Annotated in this window: 18 protein-coding genes and 1 tRNA gene; 13 read left to right on the top strand and 6 right to left on the bottom strand. The window is 67.1% G+C overall.

Features of this window, described 5'->3' with window-relative positions; genetic code table 11:
* Nucleotides 1–56: 56 nt before the first annotated feature.
* From ACHQ4I_RS15500 to ACHQ4I_RS15480, 5 genes are all read right to left on the bottom strand, one after another.
* Complete coding sequence (locus ACHQ4I_RS15500) at nucleotides 57–1,457, bottom strand: MATE family efflux transporter (protein ID WP_420772402.1); 1,401 nt, start codon at nucleotides 1,455–1,457, stop codon at nucleotides 57–59.
* A 127-nt stretch (nucleotides 1,458–1,584) separates the two neighbouring features.
* Entirely contained in the window at nucleotides 1,585–2,616 is a 1,032-nt protein-coding gene (locus ACHQ4I_RS15495) for a PLP-dependent cysteine synthase family protein (protein WP_420772401.1), read from the bottom strand.
* Between the two features lie 53 nt (nucleotides 2,617–2,669).
* On the bottom strand, nucleotides 2,670–4,190 hold the full coding sequence (locus tag ACHQ4I_RS15490) for a type III PLP-dependent enzyme domain-containing protein (RefSeq protein WP_420772400.1): 1,521 nt from the start codon (nucleotides 4,188–4,190) through the stop codon (nucleotides 2,670–2,672).
* Nucleotides 4,181–5,191 (bottom strand): ornithine cyclodeaminase family protein, encoded by a 1,011-nt coding sequence (locus ACHQ4I_RS15485; RefSeq protein WP_420772399.1) that lies wholly within the window; start codon nucleotides 5,189–5,191, stop codon nucleotides 4,181–4,183. The genes ACHQ4I_RS15490 and ACHQ4I_RS15485 overlap by 10 nt, the downstream gene beginning before the upstream one ends.
* Nucleotides 5,163–6,356, bottom strand: a complete 1,194-nt coding sequence (locus tag ACHQ4I_RS15480; RefSeq protein ID WP_420772398.1) for a TauD/TfdA family dioxygenase — start codon at nucleotides 6,354–6,356, stop codon at nucleotides 5,163–5,165. Before ACHQ4I_RS15480 ends, ACHQ4I_RS15485 begins: the two co-directional genes overlap by 29 nt.
* 313 nt (nucleotides 6,357–6,669) lie before the next feature.
* On the opposite strand from ACHQ4I_RS15480, the gene ACHQ4I_RS15475 reads away from it, so the two are divergent.
* From ACHQ4I_RS15475 to ACHQ4I_RS15435, 9 genes are all read left to right on the top strand, one after another.
* Entirely contained in the window at nucleotides 6,670–8,187 is a 1,518-nt protein-coding gene (locus tag ACHQ4I_RS15475; RefSeq protein ID WP_420772397.1) for an ABC transporter substrate-binding protein, read from the top strand.
* Complete coding sequence (locus tag ACHQ4I_RS15470) at nucleotides 8,187–9,110, top strand: ABC transporter permease (RefSeq protein ID WP_420772396.1); 924 nt, start codon at nucleotides 8,187–8,189, stop codon at nucleotides 9,108–9,110. The genes ACHQ4I_RS15475 and ACHQ4I_RS15470 overlap by 1 nt, the downstream gene beginning before the upstream one ends.
* Before the next feature lie 67 nt (nucleotides 9,111–9,177).
* Complete coding sequence (locus ACHQ4I_RS15465; RefSeq protein ID WP_420772395.1) at nucleotides 9,178–10,050, top strand: ABC transporter permease; 873 nt, start codon at nucleotides 9,178–9,180, stop codon at nucleotides 10,048–10,050.
* Entirely contained in the window at nucleotides 10,047–11,762 is a 1,716-nt protein-coding gene (locus tag ACHQ4I_RS15460) for an ABC transporter ATP-binding protein (protein ID WP_420772394.1), read from the top strand. Before ACHQ4I_RS15465 ends, ACHQ4I_RS15460 begins: the two co-directional genes overlap by 4 nt.
* Before the next feature lie 197 nt (nucleotides 11,763–11,959).
* Entirely contained in the window at nucleotides 11,960–12,685 is a 726-nt protein-coding gene (locus ACHQ4I_RS15455) for a lytic transglycosylase domain-containing protein (RefSeq protein WP_420772714.1), read from the top strand.
* A gap of 157 nt (nucleotides 12,686–12,842) precedes the next feature.
* Entirely contained in the window at nucleotides 12,843–14,129 is a 1,287-nt protein-coding gene (gene eno / locus ACHQ4I_RS15450) for a phosphopyruvate hydratase (RefSeq protein WP_420772393.1), read from the top strand.
* Between the two features lie 17 nt (nucleotides 14,130–14,146).
* On the top strand, nucleotides 14,147–14,788 hold the full coding sequence (locus ACHQ4I_RS15445; protein ID WP_420772392.1) for an FtsB family cell division protein: 642 nt from the start codon (nucleotides 14,147–14,149) through the stop codon (nucleotides 14,786–14,788).
* Nucleotides 14,785–15,315 (top strand): DUF501 domain-containing protein, encoded by a 531-nt coding sequence (locus ACHQ4I_RS15440; RefSeq protein WP_420772391.1) that lies wholly within the window; start codon nucleotides 14,785–14,787, stop codon nucleotides 15,313–15,315. The genes ACHQ4I_RS15445 and ACHQ4I_RS15440 overlap by 4 nt, the downstream gene beginning before the upstream one ends.
* Nucleotides 15,316–15,480: 165 nt before the next feature.
* Complete coding sequence (locus ACHQ4I_RS15435; RefSeq protein ID WP_420772390.1) at nucleotides 15,481–16,428, top strand: Ppx/GppA phosphatase family protein; 948 nt, start codon at nucleotides 15,481–15,483, stop codon at nucleotides 16,426–16,428.
* An 11-nt stretch (nucleotides 16,429–16,439) separates the two neighbouring features.
* Here ACHQ4I_RS15435 and ACHQ4I_RS15430 read toward each other — a convergent pair whose 3' ends face one another.
* Nucleotides 16,440–17,255 (bottom strand): neutral zinc metallopeptidase, encoded by an 816-nt coding sequence (locus ACHQ4I_RS15430; RefSeq protein ID WP_420772389.1) that lies wholly within the window; start codon nucleotides 17,253–17,255, stop codon nucleotides 16,440–16,442.
* 466 nt (nucleotides 17,256–17,721) lie between these two features.
* Between ACHQ4I_RS15430 and ACHQ4I_RS15425 the strand changes: the two genes are divergently transcribed.
* From ACHQ4I_RS15425 to ACHQ4I_RS15410, 4 genes are all read left to right on the top strand, one after another.
* A complete protein-coding gene (locus ACHQ4I_RS15425; RefSeq protein ID WP_420772388.1) occupies nucleotides 17,722–19,188 on the top strand; it encodes a peptide MFS transporter in 1,467 nt (488 codons plus the stop codon).
* Nucleotides 19,189–19,231: 43 nt separating this feature from the next.
* Nucleotides 19,232–20,755, top strand: coding sequence for an amino acid permease (locus ACHQ4I_RS15420; RefSeq protein ID WP_420772387.1), 1,524 nt, complete (start codon nucleotides 19,232–19,234; stop codon nucleotides 20,753–20,755).
* A gap of 124 nt (nucleotides 20,756–20,879) precedes the next feature.
* Nucleotides 20,880–20,953: transfer RNA gene (locus tag ACHQ4I_RS15415), tRNA-Leu, on the top strand.
* Nucleotides 20,954–21,765: 812 nt separating this feature from the next.
* Entirely contained in the window at nucleotides 21,766–22,065 is a 300-nt protein-coding gene (locus ACHQ4I_RS15410; protein WP_420772386.1) for a hypothetical protein, read from the top strand.
* Nucleotides 22,066–22,088: the final 23 nt, after the last annotated feature.

The following is a 22,088-nucleotide window of genomic DNA, read 5'->3' as shown; positions in this document are numbered from 1 at the left end:
CTATCAGGTTGCCCGCCAATACTTTCCGCCGCCCGGTAGGTCCGGATTGCCCGGGGTCAGGTGGGGCTGGGGAGGGATTCGGGGAGGGGGTGCGGGTGCGTGCGCCGAGCGGCGTCGAGCAGGGTGAAGTAGCGGCGCAGCATGAGGGCGGCGGTGCTGGCCAAGCCCGCGGTCAGTCCCCACCAGACGCCCGCGGCACCGAGGCCGAGGGGGAAGGCGAGCAGGACGGCGGTGGGCAGGCCGACGAGCCAATAGCCGACCAGGGACAGCCGGAAGCCCGCCTTGGTCTCCTTCAGACCGCGCAGCAGGCCGGTCCCGATGTTCTGTGCGGCATCGAAGAATTGGAGCACGATGCCGATGAGCAGCAGGCCGCGAGCCAACTCGATCGTCGCGGTGTCACCGGGTTCGAGGAAGGGACTCAGCACGAGCCGCGGCGCGACGACATAGACCACGCCGGTGACCGCGGCGACGATGCCCGCGTGCTGCAGCGCCAGCCACGCCAGTGCGCGGGCATGGCCGAATTCGTCGCGGGCGGCGGCATGGCTGACCAGAATGGACGCGCCGTGCGACAGGCCGATCGCGACCTGGAAGACGATGTAGATGATCTGGTAGACGACATTGTGCGCGGCCAGCGCGGTCGGCCCGATGCTGCCCATGACCAGGGCGAGCACGGAGAACATGCCGGCCTCCGAACCGTAGGTGAGCGCGATCGGCGCGCCGAGTTTCAGCTCGGCTCGGATGGTCGGGGCGTGCACGGGCCATGGGCGCAGCGGCAGGGCGGCGCCGAGTTCCGAATCGGCGCGCACCATCGCGAGGAAGACGCCGAAGGTGATCAGGAAGACCAATGAGGTGGCGATGCCGATGCCGGTCAGTCCGAGCGCGGGCAGTCCGGCCCAGCCGTGGATGAAGGCAAGGGCCAGTACGAGATTCAGCGCCACCGAGCCCAGGGTGACCAAGAGCAGCGCCTGTGGGCGTTGCATGCCGACGGTGTATTGCCGCAGCACCTGGAACCACAGGCAGGGCAGCAGTCCCGGTGCGAGTGCGATCATCAGCGGCCGCGCGTCGGCAAGTACTCCCGCGTCCTGACCGAGCCATTGCAGTGCCCAGCCCAGCCCGACCAGCACCGCACCACCGATGATTCCGGCGACGGTGGCGATCAGAAAACTCGACCGCACGATGTCGCGAACCTCCCGATCCGCGGACTCACCCCGCTTACCCGCCGCACTCACCGAACCCGCGATCTGATTCCCGGTCGCGGTGATCAGCCCGACGCACATGGTCCGAATCTGGTTGAACAGCACGATCGCCAGCCCGCCCGCCGCGACCGCACGCACACCGAGCGTTCCCATCAACGCAATGTTCGTGGTGGACACGGCGATCTGTGCCAACTGCGTCAACGCGATCGGCGCCGCCAACGCCGTGAGCTGCCGCCCATCGGCACGGTACCGAGCCAGCATCACCGCGCCTCCTCCGCCCGCCCGGCGCTGTGCACGAGCGCCGAGGTGCCGCGCACAATTTCGCGCGCCGCGCGCGTGTCCGTCGGAGATTGCGTGCGCGGCACGCCAATTCGTGCGCGGGGCCGGATCATCGCGCCTCCACGAGTTGGTCGCGGCGGGCGGGGGCGTAGCGGTCGAGCATGGTGTGGACGTCGCGTTCGGTGGCGGCGTCGAGGAGGTCGCGCTCGTTCATCCAGTCGTCGTCGAAGACGGTGTCCAGGTATTTCTCGCCGCCGTCGCAGACCAGGGTGACCACGGTTGAGCCGGGTGGGAAGTCTTCGAGGCGGGTCAGGGCGGCGTGGACGGAGCCGCCCGCGGAGCCGCCGATCATCAGGCCGAGTTCGGCCGCGACCGCACGGGCGGTGGCGAAGGCCGCGACATCGGAGACCTTGACGCCCTCGTCGAGCAGTGCATAGTCGACGGCGGTGCCGATGGTCGCGCCGGGCGGTGTGCCGGTGCCGGACTGCCAGTACGGCCCGCCCGGCCCGCCGAAGGCGATCGATCCGACCGGCTCCACGCCGATCACCCGTGGCGTGCAGCCGAGTTGGCGCAGCCGGGTCGCGGTGCCGAACAGCGAACCTCCGGTGCCCACCGCGGAGAGCAGGATGTCGACGCGGTCCAGGTCTTCCAGCAATTCCTCGGCAACGGCGTAGTAGCCGACCGCGTTGGCGTCATTGTTGTGCTGCTCGGTGAAGTACGCGTCCGGCAGCCCGGCGGCCATCGCCTCGGCTAGGTCCTCCCGCGCCGAGGTGGCCAGGTTGTCGTCGCCGTCATCGGCGACGAAGACCAATTCCGCACCCATTGCTCGCATCGCGCGCAGCTTGTCCTTACATGCGTGGTGATCGACCACAGCGGTGAAGCGATACCCACGTTCGGCAGCTACTACCGCGAGACCGAGCCCGGTATTCCCGGATGTCGACTCGATAATATGCCCGCCATCGCTCAGCAAACCTCGGCGTTCGGCATCGTCCACCATCGCGCGCGCCATCCTGATCTTGGCTGCACCCGTCGGATTGAACTGCTCGAGCTTGAGCAGTAGCCGGGTCCCGGTCGCGGTGGTCGCCAGCTCGAAAAGCGGGGTGCGACCGATCAGATCCGTCACGCGCGTGACGATCGGCATGGAGGTCTCCTCGTTCGGGATGTAAGAGTGTGTGGGGCGGGCGGGGTGCCGGACTATCCGGCGTCGAGCGTCCAGCGGAGTCGATCGCCGGTGTCGTGCAGGATCACCTTCGGTGGAATCGGCAGTTCATGAAAGGCCGACTCGTTCGAATCCATTTGATAGCCAGCCGTATTCGGGTAGATGAGCAGATCGCCGACCTCGGCCCGCCGGGGCAGCGGGATGCGCCGCCAGCTGAGCATGTCGGATTCCAGACAGCTGGCCGCGCCGACACAGGTCGGGGTGCGCTCGCCGGGGCGCGGCGGCCACAGGATCGGATCGGGCAGGTACTCACTGTCGAACCACTGCTCGGACAGGCTCAGACTGGTCCCGTCGACGGTGAGCAGTTGGTAGGGGTGACCGTCGGCGTGGCGGGTCTTGCTGCCCTGTACCCGGAAGACGGTGGATCCGGCGCGGTCCAGCAGTGCTCGGCCCGGCTCGATGGCAAGCTGGATGTCGTTGTCGCGCAACCGCTCTGCCAGACCGTTGTGCTCGAGGATCGCGGTCAGCATGGCGGGGCCGGGCGCGGGGAAGTGGTAGGGGTAGTAGGAGTCGAAGGACTTGCCGGCGTGGAACCATTGCCGGTTCGCGTATTCGGTGAATTCGGACCAGGCCGTGGCCGGGACGTAGTCGACGCCGAATCCGCCGCCGATGGAGATGGTGGTGGCCGGATGACCGAGGGTGCGCGCGTCCAGACAGCGGGTGATCAGCTCATCGGCCTGGTCGGCTCGTGCGACCGCGTCGTAGCCGGAGAGGTGGAAGCTGAAGCCCTGCAGGCGAATCGATTCGTGGCCGAGGGTGCCGGACGCGCCGATCACCGCGATCGCGCGGTCCAGTTCGTCGGCGGTCATGCCGAAACGGCTGGCGGATCCGTTGGGCAGCAACCGAAGCAGCACGCGGGCCACGGCGGCGGGCGTGGTGAGTGCGGCCAGCCTTTCGAGTTCGTCGAGACTGTCCATCGCGATCAACGCGCCGTGCCGGACCGCCAGCCACAGCAGATCATCGGATTTGGCGGGACCGGTCACCATCAGCTCGTCACCGCGAATGCCCTGTGACAGCGCCGCATTCAGCTCGCCTGCGCTCGAAACATCCACGCCAGCACCATGTTCGGCGCAGGCACGGGCGACGCAGGCCGCCTTGTTGGCCTTCTTGCCGTAGTAGATCGAACCATCCACCCCGGCGCGCTCGAACGCCTGCCGGAATTGGTTGATATTCGACGCGACTCGCGCCGGATACATGACGTGAAATGGCCCGCCGACCGCAAAGGCGATATCGCCGAGCAGATTCGGATCGGCGAGCAACCGGCGCTCCCAGTCGTCGGTGTGCGCGGGCAGCGGCGCCGCGCAGATGCTCAGCAGTGCCCGGACCGTGGCCAACACGGCGGGATCAGCGGATTCGGTTGTCTCCGTGGCGCGATCGCCCAACTTGACCTTGTCGCGGGTCGAACCATTGTCGAACAGCAGCGTGCCATCGGGTTCGGCGGTGCCGAGGGTGCGCACCTTCTTGTCGAATCCGACGGCGCTGATGTCTAGTCCCATAGGGGAACCTCCGTGCCGCGTCCCTCGGCGATGGCGCGTTCGGCGAGCGCGTGCGCGACGGCGATATCGGTGAGCACCAACCCGCTGTTGTAGACGAAGATCCGCTCGTCGTCGGAGCTGCGGGCGATCGCGCGGCGGCTGAGGATCTGCGGCAGTTCGGCGTCGACCGATCGCAGCCTGCCGTCGGGGCCGACCATATCGGTGCCGGTCAGCGCCATTTGCTCGGCGCTGGTCGCGATTACGCGGTCGGCGTCGACCAGCGTGGACGGCGCCAATCCGTAACCGACGAGTACGACCGTCGATCCCGGCGCGAGATCCTCGGATTCGATCGCGACCTCGGTGCCCGGCCCCGCCGTGGCCAGCACGACATCGGCGGCGCCCGCGGCTGCCCGGGGATCCTCGACGGTCTCCAGCACCGCGCGCGGGTTGTATTCGGCGAGGTAAGCGCGCACCGCCGCCAGGCCCTCCGGATGCGTGCCGTAGAGCATCAGCTTGCGCAGCTGCGGATTGGCGGCGAGCAAGTGCGGCAGGGCATTTCGGCCCTGGGTACCGGTCCCGATCAGCAGCACGCTCTCCGCGCCGCGGCGTGCGGTCTCGCGTACCAGCAGCGCCGAGACCGCCGGGGTGCGCAGCGCGCCGACCCTGGCACAGTCCATCATCGCGATCGGCGCGCCGGTGCTGTCGTCGTAGAGGGTAATGGTCGTGTAGTAGCGCTTGGTGCTGCGGTCGTGGCCGGGATCGAATTTGTAGGAGGTCTTCATCGCGACCACGCGGCGGCGGCCGTCGCGGCCGAGCATGGCATAGGCCACCGACCAGCCGTCCGGATTCGCCACACTGAGTTTGCGCGGATTATCCGAATCGCCTGCGGCAAAGGCGAGATACGCCTCTTCCACCGCGCGCACGACATCGGCAGGCGTGATGGGCACGTCCGCGAGGTCGCTGCGGCTCAGCACGCGCAGTGGTGTGCTCCGGTCACGGGTGCTCAACGGTTCCTCGATCATGTTGTGTGGTATCCAGCCTCACTGCGGTCCGAGCGGTAGCCCGGGCCGGTACACCGTCGATCGCGAGCGGGTTGCTTACCGCTCGGAAAGGGGCGACGATCCGTTGCCCATAGCCATTTTCGTCGGCCTCCGCGGATCGCCGTCGTCGTTCGGGCAGGCGGATATTGACGCGCTTGAGCCAGCGGTCGGTGCCGTCGTAGCGCGCGGTGAACGGCACTCGACCGTGCACCGCGACGTCATTGTCCACCAGTAGGAGTTCGCCGGGGGTGAGCGCGGCGGTGACGCAGACCCGTTCGAGCTCCGCGGTGAGGCGCGTGTACGCCAGCCGGAATTCGGCGTCCGCATCGTCGAGCGGGGTGTATGCCGGATCGTAGCGCAGCGTCAAATCCGCTGTGTCACCGGCTGATTCGGTGTTCCAGAGGGTCGGCAGCGGGATCGCGGAGTAGTGCTCGTGCCCGGTGCCGTAGGAGACGTCGGGCAGGATCGGCAGGGTCGGCGTGCGCAGTACTCGGCGCTCGTCGTCGGTGAGGTCGGTCCGGCGCACCGAGGAGACGGTGGTGCCGACGTTATCCGGATTGCGCAGGCATGCCAGCATCAGCAGATTGGCCCGGTCCGGGTGGAATGCGTCCTCGGTATGCGGGCTGAGCAGGGTTTTGCTGCTCGCGCCGGACTGTTCGTGCTCATGGCCGGGGGAGGGCACGATGTTGTTGACCAGGCGCCCGCCCTGCTGGCCCTGCCAGCCGAACGGTTCACCCGCGCTGCGAGCGAGCAGCAACATGACGACGTCGAATTCGAATGAGCTCGCGCGGCGTTCGGCTTCACCACTCCAGTGGGCCGCCTCGACCCAACTCGGCGGGGTCGGGCCGAATTCGGCATCGGCCAAAGGCAATTTGCCGACGATGGTGGCGCCCGCAGCCGTGGCGGGCGGGCGCATGGCGACGCGCACCGCATCGGGCAACTCGCCGACGCGGGCATCGATTTGCTCGAGCAATGCCGGATCGGTCAGCGTGCGCGCGGTATCGGCCGCGCCATCGGTCCGCCAGTCGAGTGTGATGCATATCTCATGGGCGAGTGCGCGCACCGCATAACCGGCGGTAGTGGGCAGCTCGCGGCGTTCGATATCTAGCGGGTGAAGCGTCTTACGTTCGGAGAGAACGCCTTTCACCAGGGATCCCTTCTTCGCATCGGGTCGAAAAGCGGGGGTTTGACGATTCGATCTGCGAAGCTAGTGCCTCTGGATGACTTAAGCAAGCCTTACCTAAGCGCGTCGCGAAAATAGCGAGTGAGTATGACTGAGATTAGGACTCGGTGTTGCCGGTTGTAGCTATTTCGCGGCATCGATATCGGGCCGGTGTCCAGGGGCTGCGGTGCAGGAAAGTCCAACGGCTGGAATCCCCTTAGGCTAGCCTGTCCTAGCTCGATTGGCTACGGTTTGCGATCGCGCGCGGGTAACTCGAAGGCTCGAGGAAGGCAGCTCCATGGAATGGAATCGGCGACAACTGCTGCGATCGGGACTGGGCGTCGGCGCGGTGCTGTTGGTCGCCGCGTGCTCGGACGGCGGCGATTCCGGCGGGCCGGCGCGCCGCGGCGGCACCCTGCGAGTCGGTGCGCTCGGCAGTGCGGCCCGGATCGAACGGGATCCGCACGCGAATCTCAGCAATGACAGCGACTTCCTCATCACCTCGCTGGTGTACGACGCGCTCACGGTACCGGGTGCGAACCCGAATATTGCTGCGCGCCTTTCCAGTCGGTGGGAAGCCGATGCGGAGCGCCGCCGCTGGAGCTTCACCATCGCCGACGGTGCGACCTTCCATGACGGGACCCCGGTGACCTCCGAGGATGTGGTGTGGTCGCTGCGCAGGCTGCGCACCGTGGGCGGTGCGTCGAAAATGCCTGCCGCCGTGGCGGATATCACCGCAGACGGCCCGAACCGGGTGGTGATCGCGCTGCCCGAACCGAATTCCCAACTGCCGCTGCTAGTTCGGTTGATGACCTTCACCGTCAAGAAGGACACCACCGATTTCACCAAGGCCATCGGCACCGGCCCGTTCCGGCTGGAGTCCTACCAGGGCGGCAATGCCCGGCTGGTGCGCAACGACCGCTGGCACGGTCCGGTACCGCTGCTGGATGCCATCGAGGTCACCATGTTCGACAGCGTGACAGCGCTGGGAAATGCGGTGCTGGGCGGGCAGATCGATCTGGCTTCCAATGTCGGCGCGATCGCGGGACGCACGGCCGACGGGCGCGGCGATCTGCGAGTGGTGCGGCGGCCGAACGACACCATGGTCGGGGTTGCGATGCGGACCTCCGACGGGCCGTTCGCCGATGCCCGGGTCCGCGAGGCGATTCGGTTGGGTGTGGATCGCAAGGCCCTGGTGAATCAGGTGCATTCGGGTTACGGGACGATCGCGAACGATATCCTCGGGACCGGGGATCCGTTGTACGACAACACCATCGCGCAGCGAACCCGAGATGTGGACCGGGCGAAGACGCTGCTGCGGGACGCCGGCTTCGATAGCGGTCGCAGCTACCAACTGCTCACCAAGGCCGAGGCGCCGGGTGAGGTCGAATCGGCGAAGGTGATCGCCACACAGTTGGCCGATATCGGACTGCGGCTCGATGTCGTGACACAGGAGTCGAACACCTTCTACGACCAGACCTGGTTGAAGGCGCCGCTGTATACGGTCTCCTGGGGCACCAATGATTCCGCGCTGTTCTTCGCGACCAAGCTGATGTCATCGGGCTCGAATCGCAACGAAACCGGCTTCAAGGACGCAGAATTCGATGCGGTGACCGCGAAAGCCCTTGCCGCGCCCGGTGATGCGGAATATGCGGCAGCCTGCCGCGACGTGCAGCGGATCGAATATGCCCGCGGCGGCTACCTGGTCTGGGGCATGGCCGACGGTATCGACATCGCCGCGTCCCGGGTGCGCGACGTGCCGACCCTCGGCGGCTTCGCCAGGGTGCAGTTGGAACGAGCCTGGCTCGCGGAGTGATGTCCTTCGCCCGACTCCTCATCCGGCGCGTCATCCTGCTGATCGCGCTGCTGGCAACGGTGTTCGTGGCCGTCGACGCACTGCCAGGGAGTGCGGCCAGCGCTGTGCTCGGCCGCGACGCCACCCCGGAGCGGATCGCGGCGAAGGAACACGAACTGCGACTGGACCGGCCGCTGCCGGTGCGCTTCGTCGAGTGGCTATCCGGTGTGGCGACCGGCGATTTCGGCCATACGGCGCGTGGGCGATCGATCAATGAGCTGCTGGCCGATAAGTTTCCGCCGACGCTGTTGCTGGGTGGGATCGCTTTCCTGGTGACGGTGGTGGCGTCGCTGTTGCTCGGCGGCTGGTGGGCGGCCCGGCGGGGTGCGGCTACTCGGTTCCTGCAGCCGACCACCACCGCGGCCGCGGCGATTCCGGAGTTCGTCACCGCGACATTGTTGATTCTGGTGTTCTCGCTGGGGGCCGGATGGCTGCCCGCCGTCACCATTACCGGTCGCTCGGGCTTTCCGGCCAGTCCGGATATGCTGGTGCTGCCGGTGCTCGCGCTGGCGATACCGCAGATCGGGTGGAACACTCGCGTGGTGCGCGCGGCATTGCTGGATGCGGCTCGGGCGCCACATGTGGAAAGTGCGGCGCTGGATGGACTTTCGGCCACCACGGTATTGACCCGCCATGTACTGCCCTTCGCGCTGCCGACGATCGTGGCGAGTTTCGCGACCACGGTCGGCATGCTGCTCGGCGGCGCGCTGGTGGTCGAGACCATCTTCAACTATCCGGGCCTCGGTGCGGTGCTGGCCAGTTCGGTCGCCGATCGGGACACCTCCCTGATTGCCGCGGTGGTCGCGCTGACCGGGGTGGTCATCATGGCGATGTTGGCGCTGGCGGACGGGATTCGGGCCTGGGCATTGCGTGGGCGGATATGACCGGCGCGCAGTGGATTCCGATGGTCGACGCGGTTGTCGGCGCCATGGCCCGGTCGGGAGGTCGCGAGTGAAGAGATTCCTCATCGTATTGCCAGCGTTGGCGGTAGTTGTCGCTGCTGTGCTCGGGCCGACCTCGGCGACTCGACCTGCCGAGGAGGCGGTCGGGATTCCGTTCGCCCGGCCCGGCGCGGATACCTGGTTGGGCACCGATCGGCTCGGACGGGATGTGCTGACCCAATTGCTTTATGGCGGTTGGGGTCTGTTCTTGCTGGCCGCCGTGATCGCGGTTGCGGTGACGGCGCTGTCCTGCGTGCTCGGCGCGGTGGCGGCACTGCGTCCTCGGGTCGGGGCGGTGATCGAAGGTGCGGCCGATTTCGCGATCCTGCTCCCGGCCGTACTCGGCATCCTGCTGGTGCTGACGGCTTGGCCGGACGCGGGCGTCTATGGCTTGGTCGTGGTCGCCATGCTCTTCGGCACACCCTACTGCGCAAGGGTTTTCGCAGCCGCTGCGGCAGGCGTCGCGGCCAGCGGCTATGTCGAAGCCGCCCAGGCCAGCGGTGAAACCCTGCCGCACTTGGTATTCCGTGAGGTTATCCCGAATCTGCGCGAAGTTCTGGCCGCCCAACTGGGCCTGCGTTTCGTAGAGGGCATCTACGTGGTCAGCACCGCCTCATTCCTGCAACTGCCGACCACGCTCGGTGCGAGCAACTGGGCAGTCATGGTGCGCGAGAACGCCTCCGGCATGCTCCTCAACCCGTGGTCGGTGCTGGCCCCGAGCCTGGCGATCGCGGTTGTCGCGGTCAGCGTGAACCTCGCGGTGACATCCTTCGAGCACCACCGCCCGGGGACGCGTCGACGATGGGTCGCTCGGTGGTGGCCGCCGCGTCGTGGTCATGAACCGTCGATGTCCGGTCCGAGCGCTAGCGAGGCGCAGGCATGAGCGAGCCGGTCGTCGTCGAGGCGCTGAGCGTTTGCGGCCCGAATGGTCAGGAGCTGTTCGGGCCCACCACATTCCGCGTTGCGGCGGGTTCGGTCACGGCACTGACCGGTCCCTCCGGATCGGGCAAGACCACGCTGATGCGTGCACTGCTGGGACATCTGCCAACGGGAGCCAGGCGATCCGCTGGCTCGGCTCTGGTCGCCGGCCACGATGTGTTCACACTGGATTCTGCGGCACTGCAACGATTCCGGCGCGATCACGTCGCGTATGTCGGCCAGGACCCCGGCTCCGCGCTCAACCCGCTGATGCGCGTGCGCACCCTGCTCAACGAGGTCGGCCACCCAGCCGCCGCCGTGCCCGAAACTCTGGAACTGGTCGGGCTGTCCGCCGAACACCTGCGTCGCCGACCCGGCGAACTCTCCGGCGGCCAGCAGCGCCGAGTCGCCCTCGCCCGCGCACTGGTCCGCCACACCGAAATCCTCATCCTCGACGAACCTCTCGCCGGACTCCACGGCTCCCTGCGCACCGAAATCGCCCGCCTGCTAGCCGAAATCGCCGCCCAACGCTCGGCGGCGATCCTGCTCTCCGGCCACGACACCGCCACCATCCACGCCATCGCGGATGAGGTCGTCGAGCTCGGCGTGCGCACCGATGGGCGTTCGGCCGCGCCAATTCGTCACGGTGCGCCGATATCGTCGCAACCGAGCGGAGGCGACGCGGCCGGGCCGAACTCCGCGCAGCCGAGGGGGATAGCTGCGTCCACCGACGATCGCCTCGCGTCGGTCGTGCTGGGTTCCGCTCGACGCTCGGTGCCCGACATGTCGAACGGCCTGCCCCTTGTGGAGCGCATCGGAAGCACGGTGATCGAGGCCACCGCCGCGCCGACTGCGGTCGACGGGCCGTCTGCTTCGCCCAGTCCGGCGGCGGAGCGATATTCGATGTGGGATCCGGTGGCACTGCGGTCCGCAGGTATCTCGGAACCCCTGCTGTGTGCACGGGATATCTGCGCATCGATCGACGGGCAACACGTATTGGCCGGTATCGATCTCGTGCTGGCGGGCGGCTCGGCGCTCGCGGTTGTCGGGGCTTCCGGGGCGGGCAAGACCACTCTCGCGCGGGTGATCGCCGGTCTGCACCATGCGGCGACCGGCTCGCTGGAACTCGGCGGTGAGCCGATACCGGTCGGTCCCGGCCGACGAGCCCGTAATGGCCGCAAAGGGATTCAGCTGGTCACGCAGAATCCGCGGTCCGCGCTCAATCCGCGTCGGACCGTCGCGCAGACGCTCGGTCGCCCATTGCGGCGCATCGGCCGCGTACCGAAACGGCGCCTGGCGCAACGCGTTATCGATCTGCTGGACTCGGTCGAGCTCGCGCCGGAATTGGCGACGCGCTATCCCCACGAACTCTCGGGCGGTCAACGCCAGCGAGTAGCACTGGCCAGAGCGCTCGCGGCCGAGCCAGCGGTACTGGTCTGCGACGAGATCACCTCCGCCCTGGACCACGACACCGCAGTCTCGATCATGACCCTGCTGGACCGCATCCGCGCCGAACACGACACCGGCCTATTGGTCATCACCCACGACATGGCCCTGGTCACCGGCCACTGCTCGCACCTCGTCGTCCTCGACCATGGCCGCATCGTCGAATCCGGCCCGGCGGCAACGGTGCTCACTACTCCATCGCACACCGCGACCCGCGAACTCCTCGGCTAGGTGCCGCAGCGTGTGCTTCATGTGCTTTAAGTATGTGAGGACGAAATGCGGCCGCACTACGGGCGATTTGCTCGGTAGTCTCGGATCACGGAGCGCGTGACTGGGCATGCGCCGTCGGAGGGGGAGGCTAGATGACGCTGGGCTTGCCGCGGCGCGTGCATCGCGGAGATGGTCGTCCGGATCTGGATGATGGGGGGATGCTCGCGAAGCTGACCGGCGTATTGGTCGCCGCACTGGTGACCCTTGTGCTCGCCGGTTGCGGAGCCGAACGCAATCTGCCGCCCATTCCGGAGGGTATTCCGCCGGGGCCCGGCACGCCGCTGCCGCTGATCAACCTGGATGCTCCCGGTCGCACCGCCGCGCAATTGCGCGACTGGGCCGATGAGCAATCCGACAAACTCGGCATTCCGAGCGTCGCATTGGAGGCGTACGGCTATGCGGCGGCAATTATGGCGCGGTCTCGGCCCGATTGCGGTATCGGCTGGACCACCATCGCGGGGATCGCCAGCGTGGAGAGTAAACACGGCACCCATCGCGGTTCGGCGGTCGACGCGGACGGCACCGTGCACCCGCCGATCATCGGCATCGCGCTGGACGGTTCACCCGGCGTCGCACTGGTCAAGGACACCGACGGCGGCAAGCTCGACGGCGACCCGGACTACGACAGGGCGCTCGGCCCACTGCAATTCATTGCGGAGACCTGGAAGCGCTGGGGCGTCGACGCCAACGGCGACGGCATTGCCGACCCGCAGAATATCGATGACGCCGCCCTCACCGCGGCCCGCTACCTGTGCGCGAGCGGCGGTGATCTGACCTCCGAGCGCGGCTGGCAGCAAGCCCTGCTGACCTACAACCAATCCAATGCGTATCTGCTGACCGTCCGTGATCGCGCCGCCGCCTACAGCGTCGGACGCCGGGCATGAGCACCCGTTGGACGAAAGAACGGGTGGTCCCCGCGACAACGTGACGGGATTCGTCGGAGTGCCGGTTACTACGCAGTCCGCGAGGACGCTAGGCTCGCAGGCGCACGGCCCTTCCCGTCAGACCTACCGTGCCAGCAGCCGAAGGAGTGTCGTTTTCGTGGCCATCATCGAACAGGTCGGAGCTCGCGAGATCCTGGATTCTCGCGGAAACCCCACTGTCGAGGTCGAGATCGCCCTCGACGACGGCACCCTGACCCGGGCCGCTGTGCCCTCGGGTGCCTCCACCGGCGAGCACGAGGCCGTCGAACTGCGTGACGGCGGTGAGCGCTACGGCGGCAAGGGTGTGCAGAAGGCCGTCGAGGGCGTCCTCGACGAGATCGCGCCCGCCGTGATCGGACTCGACGCGGTCGAGCAGCGCACCGTCGACCAGGTCCTGCTGGATCTGGACGGCACCCCGGACAAGTCCCGCCTCGGCGCCAACGCCCTGCTCGGCGTCTCGCTCGCCGTGGCCCGCGCCGCCGCCGAATCCTCGGGTCTCGAGCTGTTCCGCTACCTGGGCGGCCCGAACGCGCATGTGCTTCCGGTGCCGATGATGAACATCCTCAACGGCGGCGCGCACGCGGACAGCGGCGTCGACGTCCAGGAGTTCATGGTCGCCCCGATCGGCGCGTCGACCTTCAAGGAATCGCTGCGTTGGGGTGCGGAGGTGTACCACGCGCTCAAGTCGGTGCTGAAGTCCAAGGGCCTGTCCACCGGTCTCGGTGACGAGGGCGGTTTCGCGCCGTCGGTCGCCGGCACCAAGGAAGCCCTCGATCTGATCGGCGTCGCGATCGCGAAGACCGGTCTGAAGCTGGGCACCGATGTCGCGCTCGCGCTCGATGTCGCCGCGACCGAGTTCTACACCGCGGGCAGCGGTTACAAATTCGAGGGCAGTGTGCGCTCGGCCGCCGATATGGCGCAGTTCTACGCCGAACTGCTCACCGCCTACCCGCTGGTCTCCATCGAGGACCCGCTGTCGGAGGACGACTGGGACGGCTGGGTCGCGCTGACCGATCAGATCGGCGACAAAGTGCAGCTCGTCGGCGACGACCTGTTCGTCACCAACCCGGAGCGCCTGGAGGAGGGCATCACCAAGGGCGCGGCCAACGCGCTGCTGGTGAAGGTCAACCAGATCGGCACGCTCACCGAGACTTTGGATGCCGTCGAGCTCGCGCACCGCAACGGCTACAAGACGATGATGAGCCACCGGTCCGGCGAGACCGAGGACACCACCATCGCCGACCTGGCGGTCGCGGTCGGCAGCGGCCAGATCAAGACCGGTGCTCCCGCGCGCAGCGAGCGCGTCGCCAAGTACAACCAGCTGCTGCGCATCGAGGACGCGCTCGGCGATTCCGCACGGTACGCGGGCGACGTCGCGTTCCCGCGGTTCGCGTTCGAGGGCTAGTCGATCAGGAAAGCGGTATGACAGAGCGACGTGCGCGTGGATCCAGTCCGGCCGGACGGGGGAACCGCCGCACGTCGCGCTCTGCCAGATCGCGCCCGGCCGCCGAATCTCCGGCGGCCGCACCGAAGCGGACGACCCGCAGGCGGTCCGAATCCGCCGAGAAGAAGGCCGAGCCGCGGAAGATAAAGCCGCGCGTCGCCGAGCACGATCGCACCATCCTCGGGCTCTCCACCGGCAAGGCCGTCATCCTGGCCATCGTGGTGTGCGCCCTGGCGCTCACCTTGGCCGTGCCGCTGCGCACCTACTTCACCCAGCGCGCCGAGGCCGCGCACCTGGCGCAGGAGCGCATCGAACTCGAGGCCGATCTGGCCAAGCTGCGGGATCGCCGTGCGCAGCAACAGGATCCGGCCTATGTCCGCTCCGAGGCCAGGGATCGGCTGCGGTTGGTCATGCCCGGCGAGACGCCCTATATCGTGCAGGTGCCCGGTATCGAAGCGCCCGCGCCGCCCGCCGCGCCGACCCGGTCGAAGGCGCCCGAGCCCTGGTACACCGAACTGTGGCGCAGCATCTCCCAACCGCAGCAGGCCCCCGCCTCGCCCGCGGCCGCACCGGCCGGGCCGCCCGCCGCGCCGACGCCAGCACCGGAAGGACCCAGGTGACCGCACCGAACGACCGCGATCTCGAGATCATCGCCAAGCAGTTGGGGCGCGAACCGCGCGGCGTGCTCGCCGTCGCCTACCGCACTCCGGACGGGCTGCCCGCGGTGGTGAAGACCGCGCCGCGGTTGCCCGACGGCACCCCCTTCCCGACCCTGTACTACCTGACCGATCCGCGGCTCACCGCCGAGGCGAGTCGGCAGGAATCCGCGGGCGTCATGCGGGAAATGACCGAACGCCTCGCCACCGATCCGGAATTGGCCGCCGCCTACCGCGCCGCGCACGAGAGCTATCTGGCCGAACGCGATGAAATCGAGTCGCTGGGCACCGATTTCACCGGTGGCGGCATGCCGGAGCGGGTGAAATGCCTGCACGTGCTGATCGCGCATTCACTGGCCAAGGGCCCTGGCGTCAATCCGTTCGGCGACGAAGCGGTAGCGATGGCGGCCGAACACGGTTTACGCGGCACCGCCATCCCCGCCGACTGGCCGAAATACGACCCGCCCCACACCCCAACCGACGGGCAATGACATGAGCGCGGCGCTTGAACTGACCACGGGCGCTGGGGAGAACGTGCGCGCTGAGTTGAGCGCGGGTGCTGGAATGAGCGCGGGTGGCGTAGGCGCTGGGATGATGGGGCTGCGGTGAGCGTCACTGGGAAATGGGCCGGGGGCCTGATATGAGCGGAGCTGAGCATGAGTGATCGGGTAGCAGCAGTCGATTGCGGGACGAATTCGATCCGACTATTGATCGCCGATGTGCTCGGCGACGGCCATCTGGCGGATGTGCACCGGGAGATGCGCATCGTCCGGCTCGGTCAGGGTGTGGACGCGACCGGTTCGCTTGCGCCGGAAGCCATCGAGCGCACCAGGGTCGCGCTCGCCGACTACGTCGCGCTGATGCGCGAGGCGGGCGTCAGCCGGGTGCGCATGGTCGCCACCTCGGCCACCCGCGATGCCGCGAACCGCGAGGACTTCTTCGCCATGGCCCGTGCCGAACTCGGCACCGTGGTGCCGGGCGCCGAGGCCGAGGTGATCACCGGTGACGAGGAGGCGCGACTGTCGTTCACCGGTGCCGTCGGCGAACTGCCCAGCGACGCGGGGCCTTTCGTTGTCGTCGATCTGGGCGGCGGTTCCACCGAACTGGTTGTCGGCGACAGCGATGGCGTGCGGGCCGCGTTCTCCGCGGATATCGGCTGCGTCCGGATTACCGAGCGGTGCCTACCCGGTAATCCGCCGACCGCCGAACAGGTAGCCGCCGCACGGGAATTCGCCACCGAACGACTAGCCGAGGCCTTCGACAAGGTGCCCGTCGACGGCACGCACACCTGGGTCGGCGTGGCGGGCACCATGACCACCCTCGCCGCCGTCGCCCTGGATCTGCCCGAATACGATTCGGAGCGGGTCCATCTCACCAGCCTGACCCTGGATCAGGTCCGTGCGGTCTGCGACCGCCTGATCGGCATGAACCACGACGAGCGCGCCGCCCTCGGCCCCATGCATCCGGGCCGCGTCGACGTGATCGGCGGCGGCGCCGTCATCACCGAGGTGCTCGCCTACGAATTATCCCGCCGCGCCGACATTTCCGCCCTTATCGTCAGCGAACACGACATCCTCGACGGCATTGCCATGTCCATCGCCTGAGGCGCGGCCGTTCACTCCACCTCGTCCGGCGTCGCCGCCCAGGTGTTGCACGACGAGGTCGAGGCGCTGCGGTAGCCGGTTTCGACCCAGCGTCTGCTGTTCGCGCCCGTGCCGTGGGCCGGGTCCTCCGCGACATCGGATTGGATATCGATCAGCTCGGCGGCCGCGCTCGGGGTCACCATGCCGCCGGATTGCGCCGCCGCCAACATCAGTCCGGCCAGGCACTGGGCCTGTAGTTCGATGCGTCGGCTGAGTTCCAGTCCGAGCGGCGACTTCTCGCCCGCGCTATCGATATCCCGGTCGGCCGAGCGCAGGATGCCGGTGGAGGACTGCAGGTGATGACCGTATTCGTGCATCACGACGAATAGCAGGTAATGCTCGAGCAGCGAACCCCAGCCGTGATGGATCGGATCGTCGGCGGGCCAATACATGCTTCCGCCGCAGTAGAACGCGGCATCGGTCGGCCGGACCTGTTTCGAGCAGCCGGACATCACGCTGTCCACCAGCACGAGTTCGAGCGGCGCGACGGTCATACCGGCGGAGCGCAGGGGCGAGGCCCAGACCTTCGTGAGGCAGTTCAGCTCGGTCTGCACGAATTGCCGCTGGCCGGACGCGCTCATCTCGATCGGCGGGAGCTCACACTGCATCGGTGCCAGCCGCAGATCGGCGTGCAGGGTATTGGCCGTGAGCGGTGGCTCCTGCGCCACCTCGGCGAGGAGATCGCCGTGCCCCGCATCCACCACGGACACCGGCGCGCATCCGGTGCCGACCAGCGACAACAGCGCGCCGATCATGGTGAGGAACAGTGCCGCGCTCGTGCCTTTCATCAGGTTCCCCCGTCCAGCCAACAAACGAGGGTTCCCCGTCCAGCGAGGCGCACTTTACCGTGAAGTCCCGGCGGCTTCTCGGCGAGCGCTGCCGGAATCGAGCTAGTGCCGCTTCCAGATAGTCCGTCGCTACCCGCTCCGGCAGCTCGCCGAGCGTAGTGATACGGCGATCGAATTCGGCGTGTGGGACCACCATTCGACTACGCTCGACGGAACTCCTCGGACCCAAGATCCAGCAGAGGCTATGTGGACGCGGCACTAGGTCGCCGATCGCGCGGTCGACGAATGTTCGACATTGCCTCGAATTCGCTGGACGCGCCAGGTAGTCGGGTATTTCCACTACGTTTGGTGTGGGCGATAATTTGCTCGGACCGCTGTGCGGAGCCGCGCGAAGGCATCCAGCGTGAACAGGAAAACTTTGTTCGGGAATGCTAGAAATTCCCTGCTCATATGGGATGGTCTGACCATGTCCGATGCAGCAATGATGGAGCAACCGATTCGGGAGCGAACCCTGTTCGGTCACCCCATCGGGTTGACCAATCTCTTCGGAGTCGAACTCTGGGAACGGTTCTCGTTCTACGGAATGCTCACCATCCTCGGGTACTACCTCTACTACTCGACGACCGAAGGCGGACTCGGACTATCGCAAAGCACCGGAGTCGGGATCGTCGGCGCCTACGGCGGGCTGGTCTATCTGTCCACTGTGCTCGGCGGGTGGATCGCCGACCGGCTGATCGGCATGGAGCGCACCGTCTTCTACGGCGGTGTCGTGGTGATGGCCGGACATATCGCACTGGCGATCCTGCCGGGACTGACCGGGGTCGGCGTCGGCCTGGTGCTGGTCGCGCTCGGCAGCGGCGGACTGAAGGCCAATGCGTCCTCGCTGCTCGGCACCCTGTATCGCCCGGGTGATCCGCGCTTCGACGGCGGGTTCACGCTGTTCTATCTCGGCATCAACGTGGGCGCGTTCACCGGTCCGCTGCTGACCGGCCTGCTGCAACGGCATTGGGGCTTCCACTACGGCTTCGGCGCGGCCGCGGTCGGCATGGCCGTCGGGCTCACGCAGTACGTGGTGTTCCGGCGCAACCTCGGCACCGCGGGTAGGCACGTGCCCAATCCGCTGCCCCGCGGCGCCATCGGGCCGATCGCCGCGATCGCGGCGGGTGCGGCCATCGTGGTCGCGCTGGCGCTGATCACCGGGCTGGTGAACCTGGACAACCTCTCCGAGGTCACCACCGGTGTCATCATCGTGGCCGCGCTCGCCTACTTCGTGATCATGCTGACCAGCGCCAAGGTGACCCCGATCGAGCGCAGCCGGGTCCGCGCGTTCATTCCGCTGTTCATCGCGAACGCGGTCTTCTGGTCGCTGTTCCAGCAGATCTTCACCGTGCTCGCGGTCTACTCCGACGAGCGGATGAACTGGAGCATCTTCGGCTGGACCGCGCCGTCGAACTGGATCGGCTCGGTCGAGCCGGTGTGGATCATCTGCCTGTCGCCGCTGTTCGCGCTGATGTGGACGAAGCTGGGCAATCGCGCGCCGAGCACGCCGCGCAAATTCGCCCTCGGCGTCATCGGCATGGGCCTGGCGTTCTGGTTGTTCGTACTGTTCGCCGGCGGCAGCGGCAAATCGGTACCGGCGCTTGCGGTGCTGGTCATCATGGGTGCTTTCGCGGTTTCGGAGCTGCTGCTCTCGCCGATCGGTCTGTCGGTTACCACGCAGCTGGCCCCGGAGGCGTTCCGCGCGCAGATGATGGCGCTGTACTTCTTCTCTGTTGGCATCGGCACCTCGATGTCCGGTACCTTGGCTCAGTTCTATGACGCGGAACACGAATTCGCCTACTTCGGCATCACCGGAGCAGTGGCGATATGTGCCGGTCTGATCGTCGTCGCACTCACACCATGGGTGAGCCGACACATGGCCGGTGTGCATTAACAAGATCGGCGGAGAATCCCGCCGTCGACAGCAAGGAGAGAGCGTGGCGACCCCAGGATCTCGATGGGGCGGTTTGTTCCGCACCAAATCGGTCGAGCAGTCCATCCGGGACACCGACGACCCCGATTCGAAACTGCACAGGGACCTGACCGCCTGGGATCTCACCATCTTCGGCGTCGCCGTGGTCGTCGGTGCCGGCATCTTCACACTCACCGCGCGAACCGCGGGCAATGTGGCCGGACCTTCGGTCTCCCTCGCCTTCGTCTTCGCCGCCATCGCCTGCGGGTTGACCGCGCTGTGCTACGCCGAATTCGCCTCGACCGTGCCGGTGGCGGGCAGCGCGTACACCTACTCTTACGCCACGTTCGGCGAACTCGTCGCGTGGATCATCGGCTGGGACCTGGTGCTGGAGTTCGCGCTCGCGGTTTCGGTGGTCGCCAAGGGGTGGTCGCAGTACCTCGGTGAGGTGATGGGGTCGCATTCGCCGATCGTGCATCTGGGTCCGATCGACTTCGACTGGGGCGCAGTACTCCTCATCGCCGTCCTCGGCGTATTGCTGGCGGTGGGCACCAAGGTGTCCTCGCGGGTTTCGGCGGTGGCTGTCGCCATCAAGCTGAGCGTTATCGTGCTGGTGCTCGTTGTCGGCGCCACCTATTTCGACAAGTCGAACCTCACGCCCTACATCCCGCCGTCACAGGCGGGCGCGAAAGGGCAGGGACTGCACCAGTCGCTGTTCTCCTACTTCACCGGCGGCGGTCACAGCACGTTCGGCTGGTACGGCCTGCTCGCCGCCGCCAGCCTGGTGTTCTTCGCGTTCATCGGTTTCGACGTCGTCGCGACCACCGCGGAGGAGACCAAGGATCCGCAGCGCTCGGTGCCCCGCGGCATCCTCGGCTCGCTGGTCATCGTCACCATTCTCTATGTCGCCGTATCCCTGATCCTGACCGGAATGGTGCCCTACACCGCGCTGTCCGGCGACAAGGCAACGCTCGCAACGGCTTTCGCGCAGCACGGTGCCACCTGGACCAAGAACATCATCTCCATCGGCGCGCTCGCCGGACTCACCACGGTGGTCATGGTGATGTTCCTCGGGCAGACCCGCGTGCTGTTCGCGATGGCGCGCGACGGACTGCTGCCGCGCCGCCTCGCGCACACCGGCAAAAACGGCACCCCGGTCCGACTCACCGCCGTCGTCGGCATCGTCTGCTCGCTGCTCGCCGGTTTCGTGGACTTCGGCACCCTCGAAGAGATGGTCAATATCGGCACTCTCTTCGCCTTTGTCCTGGTCTCCGTCGGTGTGCTGATCCTGCGGCGCACCCGCCCCGAACTGCCGCGCGGCTTCCGCGTCCCGCTGGTCCCGCTCGTCCCGATCCTGGGTGTGCTGGCCTGCCTGTGGCTGATGCTCAACCTCTCGGTCGAAACCTGGCTCCGCTTCCTCGTCTGGATGGCACTGGGCATGGTGATCTACTTCGGCTACAGCCGCCGCCACTCCGTCCTCGGCAACGCGCCCAAGCCTGATCCCGCAGACGGCCCCACACCGTCCGCCCCCGTCACCGCGCGAGAGTAGCTGCCCCCCAATAACTCCGAGCTCCCGCACCCCAAGTGGCACCCCGATGTGCCACCCATGGGTGCGGGCGCGAAGACACTCGGAATTCCGGTACAGCCGTACGAGTCGGTACGCTGACCCAACGGCCCCTATAGCCCAATTGGCAGAGGCAGCAGACTTAAAATCTGCAAAGTGTCGGTTCGAGTCCGACTGGGGGCACGAGAAGAGTCCAGCATTGGCGCAGGTCCGCACGTTTTGGCGGTCTCGCCACATCGGAAGACCAGGCCCGGCGGCTAGGCGCCAGGGTGCCTATCGCGAGGCCGTCCAGCCCTGGAGGGCCGCCCGGTGACCTGAACGCCGCGGCGGGGCAGCGTTGATTCGCCGACCCGGCGGTGGTGTGGTCGGTGGCCTCCGGTCTCCGCTCGATTTCGGCGAGAAACGCTCTGTTGCCGAGGATTTCGCGAGCGAATACGTGCACCGGCCGACGTGATCGCGGCGTCGGGAACCGAACACGGTAGGCATCCCTGGATAGTTTCTTGCGCCGGACATCCGCGGGAATGATTCGCTCGACGACGAAATTGCGGCGCGGGGTCGGCCAGCCGCCGATCGGGCCGCTCGAGAATCGTGCGAGCGCCTGGGTGTCCGGATCAGATTTGGGGCGAACCCGTTTCCGATCGCGAATCCGGCAAATCGGTCGGGGTGTCGCGTGGCAATGGCTGATCCTATGCCACCCGGTCCTGCGCCAGCAGTGTCGCATTACGCAGGTCGAGCCCGGGAGATGAGTTGCTCGACATGACTGGAGTAATCCGCATCCAGAATTTAGGTCGAGCCGGGTGCAATCGGTTGACGTGTCCGTTGCGAATCACCGGGGACAGTCATTTTCCGAGTAGGGGTGTTCGGTATGGCCGCAGTCGGTTTAGCAGGGGAGCAGCCGGTGATGAGTCGGGTTGTGCTGGCGCAGGGGTCGCCGGGGACTTTTTTCCGCGCGATACGGCGGCGTCTGCGATGGGGTGCGGTCGGCGCTGCGATCATTGAGTACAGGACGGTTCGTCGACGAGTTGGGTGACGATTCCGGGGTCGAGGATGTAGCCATCGTGTACCGGTCAGTGGTCGAGCGGCGGTTGATCCCATCGCAGCTCGTGGCCGGGAGGTGGGCGTCGTCGTCGCTGGTCTCGGATCTTTCGGCGCTGGCTGTGATGACCCGGGAGGAGGGTGGACTCGACGTATTCGGCACTGTGCTGGCGTTGGAGATCGTGGACGGCCGGATCTCGTTCCTGCTCCTCGGACCGGCGCGCGACAGCGTATCGGCAGCCGGTGCTCGCGCTTATTGAGTTCCTGAAATGAACGATATCGG

It is taken from the genome of Nocardia nepalensis, assembly GCF_048910785.1.
GTDB lineage: Bacteria > Actinomycetota > Actinomycetes > Mycobacteriales > Mycobacteriaceae > Nocardia > Nocardia nepalensis.
Note: the sequence above shows the minus strand (reverse complement) of the source record. Positions and strands in the feature narration are given on the sequence as shown.

What these genes read in the sequence shown, in the direction of transcription:
- ACHQ4I_RS15500 (WP_420772402.1), bottom strand. Translation starts at nt 1,457, where the DNA reads ATGCTGGCTCGGTACCGTGCCGATGGGCGGCAGCTCACGGCGTTGGCG.
- ACHQ4I_RS15435 (WP_420772390.1), top strand. Translation starts at nt 15,481, where the DNA reads ATGAGTGATCGGGTAGCAGCAGTCGATTGCGGGACGAATTCGATCCGA.
- ACHQ4I_RS15425 (WP_420772388.1), top strand. Translation starts at nt 17,722, where the DNA reads ATGTCCGATGCAGCAATGATGGAGCAACCGATTCGGGAGCGAACCCTG.
- ACHQ4I_RS15460 (WP_420772394.1), top strand. Translation starts at nt 10,047, where the DNA reads ATGAGCGAGCCGGTCGTCGTCGAGGCGCTGAGCGTTTGCGGCCCGAAT.
- ACHQ4I_RS15470 (WP_420772396.1), top strand. Translation starts at nt 8,187, where the DNA reads ATGTCCTTCGCCCGACTCCTCATCCGGCGCGTCATCCTGCTGATCGCG.
- ACHQ4I_RS15445 (WP_420772392.1), top strand. Translation starts at nt 14,147, where the DNA reads ATGACAGAGCGACGTGCGCGTGGATCCAGTCCGGCCGGACGGGGGAAC.
- ACHQ4I_RS15430 (WP_420772389.1), bottom strand. Translation starts at nt 17,255, where the DNA reads ATGAAAGGCACGAGCGCGGCACTGTTCCTCACCATGATCGGCGCGCTG.
- ACHQ4I_RS15495 (WP_420772401.1), bottom strand. Translation starts at nt 2,616, where the DNA reads ATGCCGATCGTCACGCGCGTGACGGATCTGATCGGTCGCACCCCGCTT.
- ACHQ4I_RS15490 (WP_420772400.1), bottom strand. Translation starts at nt 4,190, where the DNA reads ATGGGACTAGACATCAGCGCCGTCGGATTCGACAAGAAGGTGCGCACC.
- ACHQ4I_RS15485 (WP_420772399.1), bottom strand. Translation starts at nt 5,191, where the DNA reads ATGATCGAGGAACCGTTGAGCACCCGTGACCGGAGCACACCACTGCGC.
- ACHQ4I_RS15455 (WP_420772714.1), top strand. Translation starts at nt 11,960, where the DNA reads ATGCTCGCGAAGCTGACCGGCGTATTGGTCGCCGCACTGGTGACCCTT.
- ACHQ4I_RS15475 (WP_420772397.1), top strand. Translation starts at nt 6,670, where the DNA reads ATGGAATGGAATCGGCGACAACTGCTGCGATCGGGACTGGGCGTCGGC.